The following is a 19,005-nucleotide window of genomic DNA, read 5'->3' as shown; positions in this document are numbered from 1 at the left end:
ATTATACCGGAATATGTGGAAATATGTAGGAATATGTAAGATCATTCCCTAGTTTTCAATGATCCATTCTCCAATAGTTCGCATACTACTGTCGAAATTAACTCCCACTTTAACGACTTTCCGATGATCTGCCTGATAAGGAATCGCATACTGTTTACTATTGATCTGTGCCAACGCTTCTTCAGGAGTACCGTCTACTTTGAATTCGAATACGTAGATAGCGTCCTGCATCTTTATCACAACATCGGCCCTGCCAACAGCGCTCTTCACTTCTGCATCCACATATTGCCCCATCAGCCGGAACAGGAGGTAGAAGATGGTCTGATAGTGTTTCTCCTCCTTATTATTCATATCATTGAGGATAGAGGCGAAAAATGATTTGATCCGCTCCATACATTGATCCAGATTGCCGACCCGTAAGTCTTTGATAAACGATACTACATAAAATGTATTCTCGCGAGCAGGCAAATGCACATAAGCCGGCATTAATGATTCGATAAAGCCTTTCCGAACTTCTTTGTTAGGATAAGCCAATGTATAGATCTGAAAATCCCGGTCATACTCTTTGATAGTGAGATAACCGCTTTGGTAAAGTACCGGAAGCGGGTCTGTAATGACATTGGTAGGTGCATCAAACTGCTCGGCAGTAGCCGAAACGCCATCCAGTTGACGAATATCGAAATCGCTTTGCTGCAAGATGTCTATCAGGAAAGTGGGAGTGCCGGTAGAGAACCAGAAATTCTCATAACTTTTCTGCGCAAATGCATTAAACAAGCTAAACGGATTGTACACATCCTCACATTTCTTACTGAAATGATACCCATCATACTGTTGCTTCAGATGCATACACGCTTCATCATACGTTTCACCATTCGCCTCGGCCATCCTTCTTATATCTTCTTCCAACTGTGTACGCAATTCATTTTCCGTTATACCGCAAATGGCACTATAAGCATCTTGCATACTTATGTTCTGAAGATTGTTCAATTCACTAAAGATGCTCATCTGACTAAATTTACTGATACCGGTTAGAAAAAGAAAACGAAGATATTCTCCCTGCGCTTTCAACGGACTGAAAAAGTCGCGCATGATGCCACGTATTTCAGCTTGCAACTCCTCATTGTTGTTGCTATCCAACATAGGAGAATCATATTCGTCTACAAGTAACACAACCTGACGCCCGCTCTGCTCGTAAGCACGTTTGATAATACCTTTCAGACGGAGACTGAAAGTGTCTTCGCTCGTGTCGCATCCGTAAATTCGTTCCCATTCCACCAAGCGATTGTTGATAGCGGAGCGCAGCATCCCCGCATTCATATACTTACTGATACTGAAATCAATATGCAACACGGGATAAACCGTCCAGTCTTTCTCCAACTGTTCCATCATCAGACCCTTGAACAGGTCTTTTTTACCAGAGAAATAGGCTTCAAGAGTGGAAACTAACAGACTCTTTCCAAAGCGTCGGGGACGGCTAAGAAAACAAGTCTTAGCCGAATTAGCCAAACGATAAATCAACTCTGTCTTATCAATATACACACAATTATTATTGCGTAAATCTTCGAAACTCTGTATCCCTATCGGATAACGCCTGAATATTCCTTCCATCCTTTTTCTATGCTTTTAACGTGAAACGTAAACAAAGATACGATAAATTTCAAGAATCGGTATTCTATTAGTATCAATTCTTTTATGAATACGCTCGAACATCTGCTCTCAAAATTTGCCTATCCCACTAAAAATGAGTAACTTTACTTCAAATATAACAATCTAAAGGCACAACTATAAATGAAAACAAAAAACAAGATTCTCCCCGAACAAGAAGAAGAAAAAACATTCCAATACCGCACCTATGGGAAAGGCGAACTTGCCTTGTTGTACCTCCCCAATATCCTGCAACAAAGCGCAGTAGACCGATTCAACGAATGGATTGAAGCTGCACCCGGACTAAAAGAACGGCTCCTGGCCACCGGCATGAATCCACGCGCCAGATACTACACTCCCGCACAAGTAAGGCTCATCATCGAAGTGCTACAAGAACCCTAATTAAAGTATCAAGTATTAGGTATCAAGTATTAACCGTGGTAAACGCATCACAACAACGGATAACATCATAATGCTTAACATCATAATACTTAACATCTAATACTTAATACTTGATACCTAATACCCTAAAACAGTTCTTTTTCAGGTAGCCAGCAGGAGTTGTCGAACATCGTATTTCGGACACGCTGGTCAGCGGAGAGAGAAGGGTCATGAGATTCTTCACAGGGCAGGTATCGTCCGCTTACGGGATCGTAGACAAAGGATGCCATTCCACCGACACCAAAATGCTTGAATTTCACCTTGTCCACATATACACGGGTGACACCAACCTCCTTGTCACGTTCCACAATGATACCATAATCCGCTTTGTTATAGAAATCGGCAGAGCCGTTGATGTCGTACATTTCCACACGAGGGGTAATGCCCGTGACAGGATTACGGTTCATTTTACGAGGATGGACTACGACCACGAGCAGGCAATTATGCTGCACGGCAAATTCTGTAAATTTATTCAACAGGTTGGAAATATATTGCGTTTCCGTCTGTCCCGGCTGCGGGTTATGGTCGAAACGGTTGAGCGGGTCGAAGACAATAATGCGGCAGCCGCGGCGGACAACAAGTTCATGAGCCTTGGCCAGTACACGATCCGGAGAAACATTACCTTTCAGAGAGATATGAGAGACGTTTTCAGTCAGAAAATCTTCCGAGTTCGCAAGGAGTCCCTCCGTCATGCCACAGCCGTTTTGAAAACGGTGTCCGGTGAGTTTCTCAATCAGTTTGCGGAGATGATAGACGATAGGGGTATTTTCCGGGCTAAAGAACCCGATTTTCCATTGATGCCGCAGGCAGAGACGCAACACCAATTCGTCCACCCACTCGGATTTTCCTGCACTGGGAACTCCGGTGACGTAGACACTTCGCCCACGTTCATACGTGCAGATCTTATCCATCTCCTCCCATCCCGTTTCCGCTCCGGGACCGAAGCCGTTGTCGAAAAGAGCCCGCAGATCGTCATGCAAGTCGGTAGCGGTGAAGATACCTTCGAGCGGAACTTCTGCTGCCTGTTCGATGGCGATACGGAGACTGGCGATACCATATTTGCAGAGATGCTCGTTGGCATCTTTACACTCCGGACCGTAAGTCACCACCCGGCAGCGTTCAGCTCCCAGCCGGTTGATGAGTTCATTGCGCAACCGGATTCCGGCAGAATCGGCATCAACGGCAATGATGATTTCTTTCAGGTCCTCGAAGTGCGTCTCCATAAAACGGTCGAGCCAGGAGAGGTTCGAATTGGCTCCGGCCGGCACGGAGATGACACTTTGAAATCCGGCGGCGATGGAGGAAGCAGCATCCAGTTCGCCCTCGTGGATGATGCAGGAGGTCTGCCCCACAATGGAGTCGATGTTGTAGGAAATCAGTTCGGCACCCTGCACCATTTTGAAAAGTTTCGGGAGAGCGCGAAATTTGGTGTTTATCAGTTGCTCCCCTTCAAAATAGTTGAAACAGATGCAACGTTCCTTTTTGCCGGATTGCGGCATAAATTCTTCCTGTTCGGTGATGCGTAGGGCAGCTATGACGGACTGCGGGATGCAACGCGTCTCCACCAGCCAACGCTCCGTGTCTTCGGAAAGCGTGGTTTTCGAAACATCGAACATCGGACGCTGAAAATGCTGCGGAATGGCTGCCGCACGACGCTTGCGGGCTACCGCACGTTCGGCATTCTTACGCTCTTCTACATCATCGGGAACATAAAAATCAGCGCCACAATGATAACAGTGACAGTGGCCCGTGTCGACGTTGACACGTAGCGAACGGTCGCGCTTATTCTTGCGGGTAGGAAGACATTTTTTACAAATCGTCTTGAGCACTCCACTCGATTTACCGTGGATGTCGACATCATAGTTGGCAAAATTTCTCATAATTTTTTCCTTTTTTCTAATTAAAAAATAGTTTAAAATAATCATTCACACGCAGAAGACTTACCTGCCGGACGAGTGTCTGCCACCTGCCGGACGAACTTCCGTTACCTGCCGGACGAACATCGGCCACCTGCCGGACGAAGCCAGTCATCTGCCGGATTAATGCGCCCATCTTTTCTTCACATCATCCCACACAGCCGATGCATCGGGACGTGGCGGCGCATCAGCCGGAATAAGATGTCCCAGATACGTTCGCCGCCCGTCGACGACGCTTTCAAAGCGGTTCACATCCTTGTCGACCGTATTCTCAAGCTCTTTCAGCAAGGTTTCCCTCAACGTGCGGCAAGTAACGGAACCGGCCGCGATATAATTTGAAAAATACCGTTTCACGTCCTCCGGGAAAAGCAGTCCGGCTCCTTTGTCATAAAGCCGGATATGTTTTTTGAAGATTTCCAAAATAAGTTTTTGATGGTCTACAAAAAGCTTTCCCAAACCGGAATGTTGCCCGACCAATTCCATATATGACTGGAAAGTAGAAAGTTGGTCCACCAACTTTTCCCAAGGCAACACGGGTTGTAACGGACCATGATTGCCTTCATCCGCCAAACGGCTCACAAGAGACGGTGTTTCTATATCACTCCTATTATTGTTTACAACAGAAACACTTCCTTTACTCTCCTCTTCTTTACTCTCCTCTTCTCTCCTCTTCTGGTTTTCAGTGGGTTTTCTCCCTTTACTGACGGGCGTTTCAGCACTTTTTGCCACCTTTTTCGGACGCCCTCCTTTTTTACCGTTTTCGATGTCCATTTTCCGCTTCTCTTCCAAGCTTTTCATCACCCTATCCAAGTAAGAAGAACGAAACATCTGTCGTTCCTCATCCAGTTCGAAGAGATCGAATTCGCGAAGTACCCGCTCCACCGCAACTACATCCACATCATACCGCCGGGCCATGGCCTTCAGTAAAACCGGTTTGCACGACGCCTCATAAGCATCTTTAGTGCGCAGATGCAACAACAAGATCACGTAAATTCCGAGTGCTTCCGCGGCATTCATCTCCGACATCATACTGGCAATATTGTCGTCATTCAACAAATTTACCTCCAAATTGAAATACTGATCTTTCTTCATTTTCATTTATCATTTATTATTCCACATTTAATACTTCCGGGGCGCAAAGGTGCGAAATGTATTTTATTCCAGCTATCGCAAAAATGAGAGGGGGATTATATATTTTTTATCAGACCTTTGCCAAAAATTATCAATAATCCCAAACAATATGGACACAAAACGCAACCAAACGTTGGAAGAAATAGAAGAAAATAAAATAGTAAGCGAGCATTATCGGAACAGAATAATGCTGATAAAAGAGCTCCTGAAAACATCACGGCTAGCCACAGTAGACCTCTGCGTGCATATCAACATCAGTGAAGCCTCCTACTACCGTTACATAAATTTCACCAGCTATATGAAAGCAGACATTTTCATACATGCTTGTCTCTTCCTCAAGCAATATATCGAAAGCAACCACATTCCTTATACCCAAGAAGAAAAACGGCTTATAAAAACATTAGACCTGTTTCAGATTTCCTCAAATAGCAACTTAAACTGCAATTAAAACACAGAAAAGGAGAAACTTATCATAAGTTTTATTACATTTGCAATGTAATAAAAGTCTTTAAAACTTAAAAAATGATTGATAGCGAAACAGACAGCCCATCAATAAAAGCACTGATCGTTTTCAGAGAAAACGGAGAAACCGACAATCTATTTGTTCCTATCTTATGCGATGCTATCAGAATGGCTGGAATTGACGTGCGATGTTCCACAAAAGAGTTTTGGGACTCGGATAAGCATTATGATATCATACATTTCCAGTGGCCGGAAGAAGTGGTGGGATGGACATGCAACGATCCTGATATCATCAGGCGTCTGGAAGAGCGAATCAGTTTTTTTCGTTCGAGGGGAGCACGTTTTGTCTACACACGCCACAATGTCCGTCCGCATTACGCAAACGGAATCATCAGCCGGGCCTATGACATTATCGAATCGCAGAGTGATATCGTTGTACACATGGGACGGTTTAGCCGGGACGAATTTCTCACGAAGTATCCTGACAGTCAGAATGTTGTCATTCCTCATCACATTTACCAATATACCTATAAAGAAGATATCAGCGTAGAGCGTGCACGTCAGTATCTCAACCTCTCGCAAGATGCATTCATCGTCACAGCTTTCGGAAAATTCCGCAACCGTGAAGAAATACGCATGGTGCTCGGAGCTTTCCGCGCCTGGGACGAGGAGCACAAGATGCTGCTGGCTCCGCGCCTCTACCCTTTCTCGAGACGCAACAGCTATGGCAGGAATTTCATCAAACGATGGATTTCAAAAGCCGGATACTATCTGCTCATGCCGCTGCTCAACCGTATGTATAAACTACAGGCGGGAGCCAACGACGAACTGATAGACAACTGCGACCTGCCCTACTATATGGCTGCTTCAGACGTGATATTCATCCAGCGGAAAGATATACTGAACTCGGGCAATGTCCCTCTTGCCTTCCTCTACCACAAAGTCGTGGTGGGTCCCAAGGTGGGAAACATCGGCGAACTGCTTTCCGAAACCGGTAACCCGACTTTCGATCCCGACGACAAGAAAGACATCCTGCGAGCACTCGAAGAAGCCCGCCGGCTTGCCGCATGGGGACAAGGGGAAGTGAATTACGCATACGGTATGGAAAACATGAGCATCCGCAAAGTGGGACAAGCATACGCGCAAACATATAAACAAGCAATCAATGGCTAATAATATTAAGAGTCAATTATTTTCGGGGGTATTTTACACAGCGCTGGCCAAATACAGTGGCGTCGTCATATCCCTTGTTGTGGCAGGAATTCTGGCCCGTCTGCTATCACCGGACGACTTCGGCATCGTAGCTGTTGCCACCGTCATCATCGCCTTCTTCAATCTTCTCACCGACATGGGAGTGTCTCCCGCCATCGTGCAGCACAAATCGCTGACTAAAGATGATTTGTCGGACATCTTCTCATTTACTATATGGACGGGCATCGGAATCAGCATTCTGTTTTTCGCTTCTTCGTGGATCATCGCCGATTACTACCAAAGTGACACCCTGCGCATCCTGTGCCAACTGCTGTCCGTCAACCTGTTCTTCGCCTCCGCCACCATTGTGCCGGGAGCCATGTTCTACCGGAACAAAGAATTTAAATTCATTGCTATCCGTAGCTTCGTCATTCAGATTTCGGCAGGTGCAGCCGCGGTAACCGCCGCCCTCTGCGGAGCAGGATTGTACGCATTGATTATCAATCCAATCGTATCCAGCGTACTGATCTTCGTAATTTCCTTTCAGCGTTACCCGCAACGGTTGCGTTTCACACTCGGACTGACGGTACTCCGGAAGATATTTTCCTATTCCGCCTATCAATTCCTGTTCAATGTCATCAACTATTTCAGCCGCAATCTGGACAAACTGCTGATTGGTAAATATATGAGTATGTCCGATCTGGGATATTACGAAAAGTCGTATCGTTTGATGATGCTGCCCTTGCAGAATATCACGCAGGTAATCACTCCGGTGATGCACCCTATTTTCAGCGATTTCCAGAATGACAAGGGAAAACTGTTGAGTTCCTACGAACGCATCGTCCGTTTCCTCGCCTTTATCGGTCTGCCGCTTAGCGTGCTGCTTTTCTTCACGGCAGAGGAAGTGACGCTTATTATTTTCGGCGATCAATGGATGCCGTCCGTACCCGTGTTCCGGATACTGTCGCTCTCCGTAGGGATTCAGATTATACTCTCTTCGTCCGGCTCCATCTTTCAGGCGGCAGGCGATACACGAAGTTTGTTTGTGTGCGGAGTGTTTTCGTCCGCGTTCAACGTGGCGGGAATTTTGCTCGGCATCTTCCATTTCGGAACCCTGACAGCAGTGGCCAGTTGCATTGTGGTGACATTCACCATCAACTTTATACAGTGTTATTGGCAGATGTACCGGGTGACCTTCCGGCAAAGTGCCTGGCCGTTCATCCGTCAGCTTATTTCTCCGTTGGTGATTAGCATTTTGATAGCATTAGCCCTCATTCCAATGCAGTATGCGCTGGAAGGGATGAACATTTTTGTGACAATTATTGCTAAAGGTATCGTTAGTTTTATTATCTTTGGCATTTATATACAGATGACGCATGAGTATGACATGATCGGTAAAGTGCGGTCGTTAAGAAAAAAAAGTCTATAGCTATGAATATACGCGACATTTTTATAACGCTACGTTATAAAATAAGTTATGGTAGCACTGTGGAATGGTACAATTTCTGGTACATCGTCTTGCGAAAAAAGAGAAAAATCACACCGCAAGTAGCTTCCATCGACGAAACGATACGTAAAATCATCGACGACCGTTGCTCTGTCAGCCGTTTTGGCGATGGTGAAGTGTTGCTCACCAGTCCGGAAAAGGAAATCCGTTTCCAGAAAGGTGACCCGTTATTGGCTAAAAGACTAACCGAAGTGCTGCAAAGTCACGAAGAAGGACATATTGTCTGCATCTCCGACGCATTCCGCGATTTGTATCGCTACAATCGCAAAAGTCGCCGGTTCTGGAGAACTCATTTTTATCTGTACGGTTCGTGGTGGGACCGTTTGCTGGTAGCGGGACGAAAATATTACAATACATTCGTCACCCGTCCTTATATGGACTTTGCCCGCAAAGAAGATTCCGCCCGATGGTTTCACGACATGAAAGGCATTTGGGACAACCGGGACATCGTCTTCATCGAAGGGGAGAAAAGCCGGCTCGGAGTGGGCAACGATCTTTTCGATAATGCCCGGAGCATCCGGCGTATTCTTTGTCCGCCCAGAGATGCATTCGAACGCCTGGAAGACATCAAGCGGGAGGCCTGCAAAGTGGAAAAAGAAGCCTTGTTTCTGATTGCCCTCGGCCCTGCAGCCACTGTGTTGGCCTACGATTTGTTTAAAGCCGGCTATCAGGCCATCGACGTTGGTCATGTGGACGTAGAGTATGAATGGTGGCGGATGGGAGCCCATAAAAAAGTGAAACTGGAACGAAAATATGTCAACGAAACTGCCATTGGCAGCGAAGTGGCGGATGCCGGAGAAGAATACCGGAAACAAATCATCGCCCAAATCGTTTGAGGAAGAAAAACAATTTGAGAAAGAAAAAACAGAATAAACAATTATTGAATACTGAAAATAAGAATGAAAGCTCTTTTCCTTATATTTCACGGCTTCAATGAGGCCAACGGAATTAGTAAGAAGATACGTTATCAGGTGAAAGCCCTCAAAGATTGTGGAGTGGATGTTCGCTTGTGTCATTATGATGTGACCTCTTATGGCGAACGGCGTTGGATGGTGGATGACGAAGTGATCGCTGATTTCGGCACGGGCTTTGCCGCAAAGATTTGGAAACGTGTCTACTACTCTCCTATTCTTGACTATGCACGCCGCGAAGGAATCGACTTTGTATATATGCGCTCTTTTCACAATGCCAGTCCGTTCACCCTCCGGCTGGTGAAGTCGTTGAAACGTACAGGCGCAAAAGTGGTGATGGAAATTCCTACTTATCCTTACGATCAGGAGTACGTCACCCGTTCCATGAAATTTCATCTAGCCATCGACCGCTGTTTCCGTCACAAGCTCGCAAAGGCTCTGGACGGTATCGTCACTTTCTCCAATGCGGAAGAAATATTTGGCGGAAACACCATACGCATCTCCAACGGAATTGATTTTGAGGCGATTCCGATGAAGCAGCAGCAGAATGACACTTCGAAAGAGTTGCACTTGATCGGAGTGGCGGAAGTGCACTACTGGCACGGCTTCGACCGCCTTGTGCGCGGATTGGCAGATTATTACCGCAACAATCCGGAATATAAAGTATATTTCCATATTGTAGGCCCGCTGTCCGGCGAACGGGAACGGGCGGGGATCTTGCCTGTTGTCCGTGACAACCATCTCGAACCGTATGTTCTTCTGCATGGTCCTTTGCATGGCGACGAACTGGATGCGATGTTCGAAAAAGCAGATTTTGCCATTGGCAGCCTGGGACGCCACCGCAGCGGAATTACGTATATCAAAACGTTGAAAAACCGAGAGTATGCCGCACGTGGCTTCGCGTTCACTTACTCGGAAACCGACGACGACTTCGACCACATGCCGTATGTATGGAAGGTGGCACCCGACGAATCTCCGGTGGATATTCAGGGACTGATCGACTTCCGGAAAACGCTGAAAATGACGCCTGCCGAGATACGCGAATCAGTCTGCCCGCTATCGTGGAAGGCGCAAATGCAGAAAGTGATCGACGCCATAAAGACTAAAGATAAATAAACAAAAACACAATTAATAACAAACAATATTCTGATAAACATGAAAATAGCCTACTGCATCCCCGCCCTCTACTACCCTAGCGGCATGGAACGGGTATTGACACTAAAAGCAAATTACTTCGCCGAAGTGTTTGGTTATGAAATACATATCATCCTCACAGACGGGAAGGGCAAGAAACCGTACTACGAACTGCATCCGTCCATCACTCTTCATCAACTTGACATTGATTATGATGAATTGAACGGAATGTCATTCTATAAAAAACTACCTAAATATATTGCGAAACAAAGACGTTTTAAAAAGAAACTCAACGAATGTCTGCACCAAATTCGTCCGGACATTACTATCTCCCTGCTCCGTCGTGACATCAATTTCATCAATCGGATGACGGACGGCAGCACAAAGTTGGGTGAAATACACTTTAACAAATCTAATTACCGAGATTTCAGCAACAGCCGTCTGCCCGCATTCTTACGGACAATCGTAAGCAATTATTGGAGAGAGCAGTTATACCGGCAACTTCGCCAGTTGAAACGTTTCATCGTATTGAGCCACGAGGATGCACAGGAATGGACGGAATTGGATAATGTTGAAGTGATCCATAACCCTCTTCCTTTTTTTCCCGACCAAATATCTGACAATAGCCATAAACAGGTAATAGCGGTAGGGAGATATGTTCCGCAGAAAGGATTCGACCGCCTGATCCCGGCTTGGCAACTCGTTGCCAGAAAGCATCCCGACTGGATACTGCGTATCTACGGAGACGGTATGCGTGAGCAACTGCAACAGCAGATTGACTCTTTAGGAATTACTGCCAGTTGTATATTGGAACCTACTGTTTCCAATATTGTCGACAAGTACTGTGAAAGTTCAATTTTTGCCCTTTCATCACGTTTCGAAGGTTTTGGAATGGTTATTATAGAAGCAATGGCATGTGGCGTGCCGCCCGTATCATTCACCTGTCCCTGCGGCCCGCGGGATATTATCAGCGACGGAAAAGACGGTCTGCTGGTAGAAGACGGGAATATCGAACAACTGGCGGAGAAAATCTCTTATTTAATAGAGAATGAAGATATACGTAAGAAAATGGGACAGCAGGCGCGTATGGACGTCCAGCGCTTCCGAATAGAAAATATTGCCGAACAATGGAAACAACTATTTGAAAGCCTGATTATCCCGGTTAATGAAAACAAATAAAGCATTCAATATCTATGGAATGGTATTCTAAGTATTTACAGGTTTATGAGAAACCTTTTGCGGAAGCTCCGCAAGCCGTTATCGAGGAAGTACGCCGCAATCTGGCCGGATTGCAGAGTAACGAACCGCTTGTCACTGTATCACTCATCGGATACAATGAGGAAAAACATCTGCTCGCCTGTCTCTGGTCGTTGAGCGAGATGAAATGTAAATATCCTGTAGAAATCATTGGTGTGGACAACGAATCGAAAGATCGCACTGCGGAGATTTACGAGGCTTGCGGTGTGCCTTATTTCACGGAAACGCAACATAGTTGTGGTTTTGCCCGTCTTTGCGGACTGAACCATGCCCGTGGAAAATATCATATCAACATTGATTCTGACACGATGTATCCGGCAAAGTATGTGGAAACAATGGTGGATGCGCTCGAAAAGCCGGGTGTAGTGGCTGTCAGCTCGCTTTGGAGTTATATTCCCGACAAGGATCACTCTTGGATGGGGCTGAAAATCTATGAGGCTGCACGCGACTTGCATTTATGGTTGCAGTCTTTCAAGCGTCCGGAGCTTAGTGTGCGCGGACTGGTATTTGCTTACCGGACGGAATGTGCGAGGAAAACGGGAATCCGCACGGATATTATCCGCGGTGAAGACGGATATCTGGCTTTGCAGCTCAAGCAATTTGGAAAGATTGCATTTGTACGGAAAAGACGTGCGCGTGCCGTCACCGGATATGGGACGGTGGGAGCCGACGGAACTCTGTTCAATAGTTTCAAGGTGCGTGTCGTCAGCAGATTAAAAGGTATCGGAGGACTGTTCACCCAAAAGAAGGAATATAAGGATGAGGAGAGTAATCTAGTAAAAAAGAAGTAAGAAAGGAAAGCCTATGTGCAAGAATCTCAATATCGGTATCGTTTTATTTTTAATTATTGGCTTAGTTATGTCGGGATGTATCCGCAAACTGAATCTATATCAAGGAGATAAAGACGAGGATGAAAACAAGGATAATGGAAAGAGGCGGGATGTCATCTGCGAAACGGAATTCATATACCCGTTCGGTAATGAAACAGCCGATAAAGAAATAGAAATAACCATCCACCTGAAAGCAGACAGACAGGTAGGATATCTGTATACGGAAATACCAACATTGAAATATAACAAAGATTGGCTGTTTCTGATGACACAGGACGACTGTATGCATTCAGCCTTTTCATATACATGGGCTGCCATTCATGGCAAACCTTTATCTTATATTTACTACTGCGATCTGGCTCATCTGCAAAACGGTGATTTGCCTCCTGATTATTATTCATTGGGAAAAACATTAGCTACCACCAATGGTACCGGACAGGAAGTACGTTTCTCTTTCGGAACTACCGTGGCTGCCGACGATGATTTAATGAACACACAAACATGGGTACAAAATGGATATACAAGAGATTATTTCCGCTTTTATAAAAAAACAATGTTAGTATGGGGCAACTTGCAGGAAATGATGAATTACGGAGTAAGCATCGCTTTCCATGACTTGAATCTACCTGACGAAGATAAAACAGAAGATAAGTTGCTGGCACAATTTCCTGTTGCTCAAAGCATGATACGTGAGAAACTGAATAATCGAACTTGTAAAATGCTGGCAGAGCCTAATGGAGATAAAAATTATATCAAAGCGGCTTTGAGATATGATAAAATCAGAACCCTGTGTGCACAAAGCGGAGCTACAAAACTCTATCCATTTCAAGAAAACGGAGATATTGAACAAGTAGTGATCGAAAGAGCTTTCTATGACCCACCCGAAGGTAGCGGGCTGACAAATCCGGATATGATTAAGGCGGCTATTCTCAAGGAAATGGAAAATCCAAAAGAAGAGCGGGCAGCTATTTCTATAGGTGCCCATAATACAGATACCGGTTGGGTAAACTTCTTGGAATGGCTCAACGACACATACGGACGAGATGGTGACGACTCTATGTGGTTTACCAACCAGGAAGAATATTATGAATATTATTACTATCGTTTGCACAGCAAACCGGAAATCAAACAGGTAAATACGCACACGTGGAAACTGACACTAAATCTGAATGGAGAGGACTCCGCTCCTTTCTATTACCCTTCCGTGACTGAAAATATTTTCGGGCTTAAAATGGAGGACATTGAAAGCATAAAATCAAATGAAGATGTTACAGGACTCTCTTATGGTGACCATAAAGATTTCTTCATGCTAAATATCGACTGCCGGAAATACCTGGCGGAACACGCCGAGAATTTCGTGAAACGATATGAAGCGAATCCGACAGATGTTTCTGCCAAAGCGGACGCCAACTACTTTGTGAATATGCTGAAAGATTCGGATAAAAAGACGGAGTTGAAGAAACGAGCTGAATAAAATGAAATAAGAGGCTAATAAGAGCTGAATGTAAACGATACAAGAAAAATAAACAAATATAGCTATGAACGAAACCATTACCCTTTGTCTTGAAATTATTTTCTGGCTTGCCCTGTTCATTGTATTCTACACATACCTGGGCTACGGAATTGTGCTTTATATTCTTGTCAAGTTGAAAGAGCTTTTCGTGAAGCCTGTGAAGCGTTCGTTGCCGGCATCGGACGCAGACCTGCCGGAAGTTACCCTCTTCATTACGGCATTCAACGAAGAAGATGTTGTAGACGAAAAGATGGAGAACAGTCTTGAGCTGGATTATCCTGCGGACAAGCTGCACATCGTATGGGTGACGGACGGAAGCGATGACGGTACGAACGAACGACTGCAAACCCGTTGGCAGGGGAAAGCGACCGTACACTTCCAACCCCTACGACAGGGTAAGACGGCTGCAATGACACGTGGAATGACGTTGGTGGACACTCCGCTCGTCGTCTTTACGGACGCCAACACCATGGTAAACCGGGAAGCCATACGGGAAATCGTACTTGCTTTCCAAGACCCGAAAGTGGGCTGCGCGGCCGGCGAAAAACGGATCGCCGTACAGACCAAAGACGGGGCGGCTGCCGGTGGTGAAGGTATTTACTGGAAATACGAATCAACCCTGAAAGCACTTGATGCACGGCTCTACTCGGCCGTAGGAGCAGCAGGCGAACTGTTTGCCGTGCGTCGTGAACTATTCGAAGCAATGGAACCGGACACGTTGCTCGATGATTTTATTCTTTCGCTCCGGATCACCATGAAAGGTTACACCATTGCTTATTGCACCAATGCTTACGCCATCGAAAGCGGTTCGGCAGATATGCGCGAAGAAGAAAAGCGGAAAGTGCGCATCGCTGCCGGAGGATTGCAGTCTATCTGGCGACTTCGTCCGTTGCTGAATCCTTTCCGTTACGGGATACTTAGCTTTCAATATACGTCGCACCGGGTATTGCGGTGGTCTATTACTCCGTTCCTGTTGTTCGCGCTCTTCCCGCTGAATATTGTAATTCTGCTGTTGGGCGGTTCCGCGATATTCTACGGAGTGCTGCTTGCCATGCAGGTTCTTTTTTACGGATTGGGATATTGGGGATATTATCTATCCACCAAACAGATAAAAAACAAGTTGCTTTTTATCCCCTACTATTTCCTATTTATGAATGTCAATGTATTGAAAGGCATCCGTTATCTGAAAAAGAAAAAAGGAAGCGGAGCCTGGGAAAAGGCGAAGCGTGCCGAAAGGTAAAACAAATACTATTATCTTTTGTTATCCTTACTATTAAGACATTAGTCTCTATCATCTAATAAAAAACAGACATGAACAGAATATTACATGATGCGAATAACGCACAAAGAATATTGAAACTGACGGCAGATACAATGCTATTGGTTGACAGGCACGGAGTCTGCGTAGACATTGAACCTCATTGTGATCTATGGTTTCTGCAAGAGGATATACTTTTAGGAAAAAATATATTTGAGCTTTTACCAGAATATACGAGAGAGAGGGTGATGCCCATCTTCCAGATTGTACTCGAAGAACAAAGAAGCATCAGCAAGAACTTCAAGTTGGTGCTGAAAGACGAAACTTTTTACTTCAAATGCCTCATGTTCCCTTATGACGGTATGGTGCTTTGCCAATATCGCGACATCACGCAAAGAAGCAACGTAAAAAGACAGTTGGAACAGGCAAATCTCACCCTGCGGACCATTCAAAAGGTAGCCCAGATAGGACAATGGACGTATAATACGAAACAGAATATTTTTCATTATCTTGGATATACTGGTGTTTTGTGCGAGGAAAATGTACAAAACCTTGCCATTGAGAAATATGTGGAACTGATTGTAGAAGAAGATCGTCAGAGTTTTATTGAATGGTGCCACGTGAACGAGAAAGAGCTCAACATGGAGAGCATCAGTTATCGCGTTCGCCTGAACGGAGAAATCTTCTATATGCGTATCCAGACTTATTTGCGTGAAGAGCGCCCCGACGGTAGTTTCAACATCGAAGGGTATATTCAGAACATCACGGATATACAGCATCGCAGAAATGACATCAACACACTGACTCATGCCATCAACAATGCCAAAGAAAGTATCTTTGCCGCCAGACCCGATGGCACGATTATCTTCGCTAACCGTCGTTTCCTGTACAATCATGGTATTTCAGAAAACGAAGACATCAGTCAATTAAAGATTTACAATGTTGCCGCAGATATGCCTACGCAAGAGGCTTGGAACGAACGTTGCAAAGATGTCATACACGGTGGCAGCAGTAACTTTGTGGCTCACCATCCGTCGAAAATCAATAGAGATATATTGGCTTACGAAGGTACGATGTACAACGTCACCAATGATTCCGGTGAAGAAAGTTACTGGTCGTTTGCCCATGATATTTCCGAACGGATTCGGTATGAAGCCCAAATCAAACGGCTGAATCAAATCATGGATACGACGATCAATAATCTCCCCGCGGGGATTGTTGTGAAGGAGATCAATAATGATTTCCGGTACATTTACCGGAACCGGGAGGCTTATAACCGCGATCTTTACAAGAACGATCCTGTCGGTAAGAATGACTTCGATTTCTACCCGCCTATCGTGGCAGAGAAGAAGAGACAGGAGGATATTCAAGTGGCCACCAGCGGAAAAGGTATGCACTGGACGGTGGAAGGAAAGGACCGGAACGGAAACCTGATTATCCTTGACAAGCGGAAGATCCGGGTGGATGGGGACGAATTGTCTTCGCCTATCATCGTCAGCATCGAATGGGATGTCACGGAACTGGAAATGATAAAACGGGAACTTCAGTCGTCGAAAGAGAAAGCGGAAATGTCTGATAGCCTGAAGTCGGCCTTCCTCGCCAATATGAGTCATGAAATACGTACGCCGCTGAATGCTATCGTAGGTTTCTCGCATCTCATTGCCGAAAGCGACGATGCGGAAGAACGGAAGACGTATTATAACATCGTAAACGCGAACAACGAACGTCTCCTGCAACTTATCAACGAGATTCTCGACCTCTCGAAGATTGAATCGGGAACCATCGAGTTTTCCTTCGGACCGGCCAGTCTCCATAATCTCTGCCGGGAAGTGCACGATGCTCATATATTCCGTACTCCGCAGGGAGTAAGCCTTGTCTATGAATCCTCGGACGAAAGTCTGATGATTGAAACGGACAAGAACCGGGTATTCCAGGTGATTTCAAATCTGATTGGAAATGCTGTCAAGTTTACGAAGGAAGGAAGCATCAGTTATGGTTACAAACTGGTGGACAATCAGATTGTATTCCACGTAACGGATACCGGAACAGGAATTGAACCGGAGAAAGTGGGGCGTGTGTTCGAGCGTTTCGCAAAGCTGAACAATCATGCGCAGGGCACAGGATTGGGGTTATCTATCTGTAAGTCTATTGTTGAACGGCTCGGTGGAAAGATTTCCGTCAACTCCGAATTTGGCAAGGGGACGACGTTTACATTTACTTTACCATACACGATTGCAAATCCTGCAAATGTGGATTCTTCAAAGAAAGAGAATGGTGAAGGGAACATTGCTGGAATAGCATCTGCCGGAAAAACTGCTGATTCGAATGTTGACAGTTCTGTAAATACACGGCATGCCTGTATTTTGGTTGCCGAAGATACGGACAGTAACTTCGACTTATTGGAGGCTATTCTAGGTAAAGACCATCAGCTTATACGTGCGCATGACGGAATGGAAGCTGTCACGATGTTCGATGAAGTGAAACCGGATCTTATCTTGATGGATATCAAGATGCCGAATCTGGACGGACTGGAAGCTACAAAAATCATCCGTGAGCTGTCTGCCACTGTCCCTATTATTGCTCAAAGTGCCTTTGCATACGAACAGGACCGGAAAGCGGCTGAAGAAGCGGGATGCAATGATTTTATAGCTAAACCAATAGCGGATGATAAGTTGAAAGCAATGATTCATAAATGGTTGCTTCCTTCGTAGAGAGCTTAATCCCTCATGATATAACCAGCAAATAATTTAGATTAAATGAAAGCCTTTTACAGACTGTTTTATTACATATCCATCGTGCTGACCAGTATTTTGGCAGGAGTTACCATTGCGGGTGCTTTCGTAGGCAATGCCGCACCGGATAGTTTCAAATTTATGCCTTTCATCGGTTTGATACTGCCGATACTTTTATTGGCTAATCTTGCTTCTGCTATCTACTGGACGATTCGTTGGCGGTGCTGGGTTTTCATCCCTCTGATTGCTATATTCAGCAATTGGGGATATATGAGCTGTGTATTACAATCGCCTTTTTTCAGTCCGGCTTCGTCACCGATGGTTAAAATGAATGTATATACTCCGGGAGTGTTGACGGTTGCTACTTACAACGTCGATGCCTTTAACCACGAGCATACCGGCTACTCATGCAAGGAGATTGCTTCTTACATGAGAAATCTGCAAGCAGATATTCTCTGTTTCCAAGAATTTGGCATTAACGATGAGTTTGGCATCGATAGTATATCCGCAGCTCTTTCTAATTGGCCGTATCATTATATTCCTTCTTCGCCCGAAGGGAAGAATCTGTTGCAACTGGCTGTTTTCAGCCGTTATCCTATCAAGGAGGAGCATCTTATCATCTATCCTGATTCGAAAAATTGCAGTCTTGCATGTGATATTGAAATCAATGGTCGCACCATCCGCCTGTTCAACAATCATCTCCAAACAACAGAAGTAAGCCAGAACAAGCGCAAACTGGAAAAGGGACTTCGTACGGATGATTCCCAAAGAGTGGAACATGCTGCCCTGGGACTTATCGACGGTTTACACGAGAATTTCCGGAAACGGGCCGTACAAGCTGATCTTCTCAAGCAACTGATAGCCGCCTCCCCCTATCCTACTCTAGTCTGCGGTGACTTTAACTCTCTGCCGTCTTCGTATGTTTATCACACTGTAAAAGGTGATAAGTTGCAGGATGGCTTTCAGACGAGCGGACATGGGTATATGTATACTTTCAAGTACTTCAAGCATTTGTTGAGAATCGACTATATTCGTAAGCATTCGAAGAAATGCACCTTTTACACTTTGAGGTTTGGTT

16 protein-coding genes are annotated in these 19,005 nt (G+C 45.2%); 12 read left to right on the top strand and 4 right to left on the bottom strand.

Translation table 11 applies throughout. From position 1 onward, the window contains the following. Nucleotides 1–48 precede the first annotated feature (48 nt). Entirely contained in the window at nucleotides 49–1,608 is a 1,560-nt protein-coding gene (locus DXA54_RS22640) for an ATP-binding protein (protein ID WP_120080710.1), read from the bottom strand. A gap of 180 nt (nucleotides 1,609–1,788) precedes the next feature. Between DXA54_RS22640 and DXA54_RS22635 the strand changes: the two genes are divergently transcribed. Continuing rightward, complete coding sequence (locus tag DXA54_RS22635) at nucleotides 1,789–2,046, top strand: DUF4248 domain-containing protein (protein WP_004300371.1); 258 nt, start codon at nucleotides 1,789–1,791, stop codon at nucleotides 2,044–2,046. Between the two features lie 125 nt (nucleotides 2,047–2,171). Here the strand turns inward: DXA54_RS22635 and DXA54_RS22630 are convergent, their stop codons facing one another. From DXA54_RS22630 to DXA54_RS22625, 3 genes are read right to left on the bottom strand one after another with little or no spacing between them, the layout of a single operon-like run. Continuing rightward, entirely contained in the window at nucleotides 2,172–3,965 is a 1,794-nt protein-coding gene (locus tag DXA54_RS22630) for a bifunctional DNA primase/helicase (protein ID WP_120080708.1), read from the bottom strand. 16 nt (nucleotides 3,966–3,981) lie between these two features. After that, nucleotides 3,982–4,137, bottom strand: a complete 156-nt coding sequence (locus DXA54_RS28280; protein ID WP_008647253.1) for a hypothetical protein — start codon at nucleotides 4,135–4,137, stop codon at nucleotides 3,982–3,984. Beyond that, nucleotides 4,125–5,093, bottom strand: a complete 969-nt coding sequence (locus DXA54_RS22625) for a Lin1244/Lin1753 domain-containing protein (protein WP_165863281.1) — start codon at nucleotides 5,091–5,093, stop codon at nucleotides 4,125–4,127. Before DXA54_RS22625 ends, DXA54_RS28280 begins: the two co-directional genes overlap by 13 nt. Nucleotides 5,094–5,241: 148 nt before the next feature. Between DXA54_RS22625 and DXA54_RS22620 the strand changes: the two genes are divergently transcribed. The 11 genes from DXA54_RS22620 to DXA54_RS22570 form a co-directional block, all read left to right on the top strand. Continuing rightward, nucleotides 5,242–5,580, top strand: a complete 339-nt coding sequence (locus DXA54_RS22620) for a hypothetical protein (RefSeq protein WP_004306338.1) — start codon at nucleotides 5,242–5,244, stop codon at nucleotides 5,578–5,580. Nucleotides 5,581–5,654: 74 nt separating this feature from the next. Next, nucleotides 5,655–6,767 carry a glycosyltransferase family 1 protein gene (locus tag DXA54_RS22615; RefSeq protein ID WP_120080704.1) on the top strand — a complete coding sequence of 371 codons (1,113 nt, stop codon included), beginning with the start codon at nucleotides 5,655–5,657 and terminating at the stop codon, nucleotides 6,765–6,767. Continuing rightward, the gene (locus DXA54_RS22610) at nucleotides 6,760–8,214 is read left to right on the top strand and encodes a lipopolysaccharide biosynthesis protein (protein WP_004300364.1); all 1,455 of its coding nucleotides are present in this window, start codon (nucleotides 6,760–6,762) and stop codon (nucleotides 8,212–8,214) included. Before DXA54_RS22615 ends, DXA54_RS22610 begins: the two co-directional genes overlap by 8 nt. A gap of 2 nt (nucleotides 8,215–8,216) precedes the next feature. Continuing rightward, nucleotides 8,217–9,128 (top strand): SP_1767 family glycosyltransferase, encoded by a 912-nt coding sequence (locus tag DXA54_RS22605; RefSeq protein WP_008647238.1) that lies wholly within the window; start codon nucleotides 8,217–8,219, stop codon nucleotides 9,126–9,128. 63 nt (nucleotides 9,129–9,191) lie between these two features. Beyond that, nucleotides 9,192–10,319 carry a glycosyltransferase family 1 protein gene (locus DXA54_RS22600; protein ID WP_117512343.1) on the top strand — a complete coding sequence of 376 codons (1,128 nt, stop codon included), beginning with the start codon at nucleotides 9,192–9,194 and terminating at the stop codon, nucleotides 10,317–10,319. Nucleotides 10,320–10,358: 39 nt separating this feature from the next. Then, on the top strand, nucleotides 10,359–11,516 hold the full coding sequence (locus tag DXA54_RS22595) for a glycosyltransferase family 4 protein (RefSeq protein ID WP_120080702.1): 1,158 nt from the start codon (nucleotides 10,359–10,361) through the stop codon (nucleotides 11,514–11,516). Nucleotides 11,517–11,530: 14 nt separating this feature from the next. Then, a complete protein-coding gene (locus DXA54_RS22590) occupies nucleotides 11,531–12,385 on the top strand; it encodes a glycosyltransferase family 2 protein (RefSeq protein WP_004300359.1) in 855 nt (284 codons plus the stop codon). A gap of 13 nt (nucleotides 12,386–12,398) precedes the next feature. Next, nucleotides 12,399–13,898 (top strand): hypothetical protein, encoded by a 1,500-nt coding sequence (locus tag DXA54_RS22585; RefSeq protein ID WP_120080700.1) that lies wholly within the window; start codon nucleotides 12,399–12,401, stop codon nucleotides 13,896–13,898. 64 nt (nucleotides 13,899–13,962) lie between these two features. Continuing rightward, nucleotides 13,963–15,177 (top strand): glycosyltransferase family 2 protein, encoded by a 1,215-nt coding sequence (locus tag DXA54_RS22580; protein ID WP_008647235.1) that lies wholly within the window; start codon nucleotides 13,963–13,965, stop codon nucleotides 15,175–15,177. A gap of 71 nt (nucleotides 15,178–15,248) precedes the next feature. Then, on the top strand, nucleotides 15,249–17,906 hold the full coding sequence (locus tag DXA54_RS22575; protein WP_120080698.1) for an ATP-binding protein: 2,658 nt from the start codon (nucleotides 15,249–15,251) through the stop codon (nucleotides 17,904–17,906). Between the two features lie 45 nt (nucleotides 17,907–17,951). Beyond that, nucleotides 17,952–19,005: endonuclease/exonuclease/phosphatase family protein (locus tag DXA54_RS22570; protein WP_120080696.1), on the top strand; the 1,054-nt coding region annotated here is incomplete at its 3' end.

This window comes from Bacteroides sp. OF03-11BH (assembly GCF_003604005.1).
In the GTDB taxonomy this organism is placed as follows: domain Bacteria; phylum Bacteroidota; class Bacteroidia; order Bacteroidales; family Bacteroidaceae; genus Bacteroides; species Bacteroides ovatus.
Note: the sequence above shows the minus strand (reverse complement) of the source record. Positions and strands in the feature narration are given on the sequence as shown.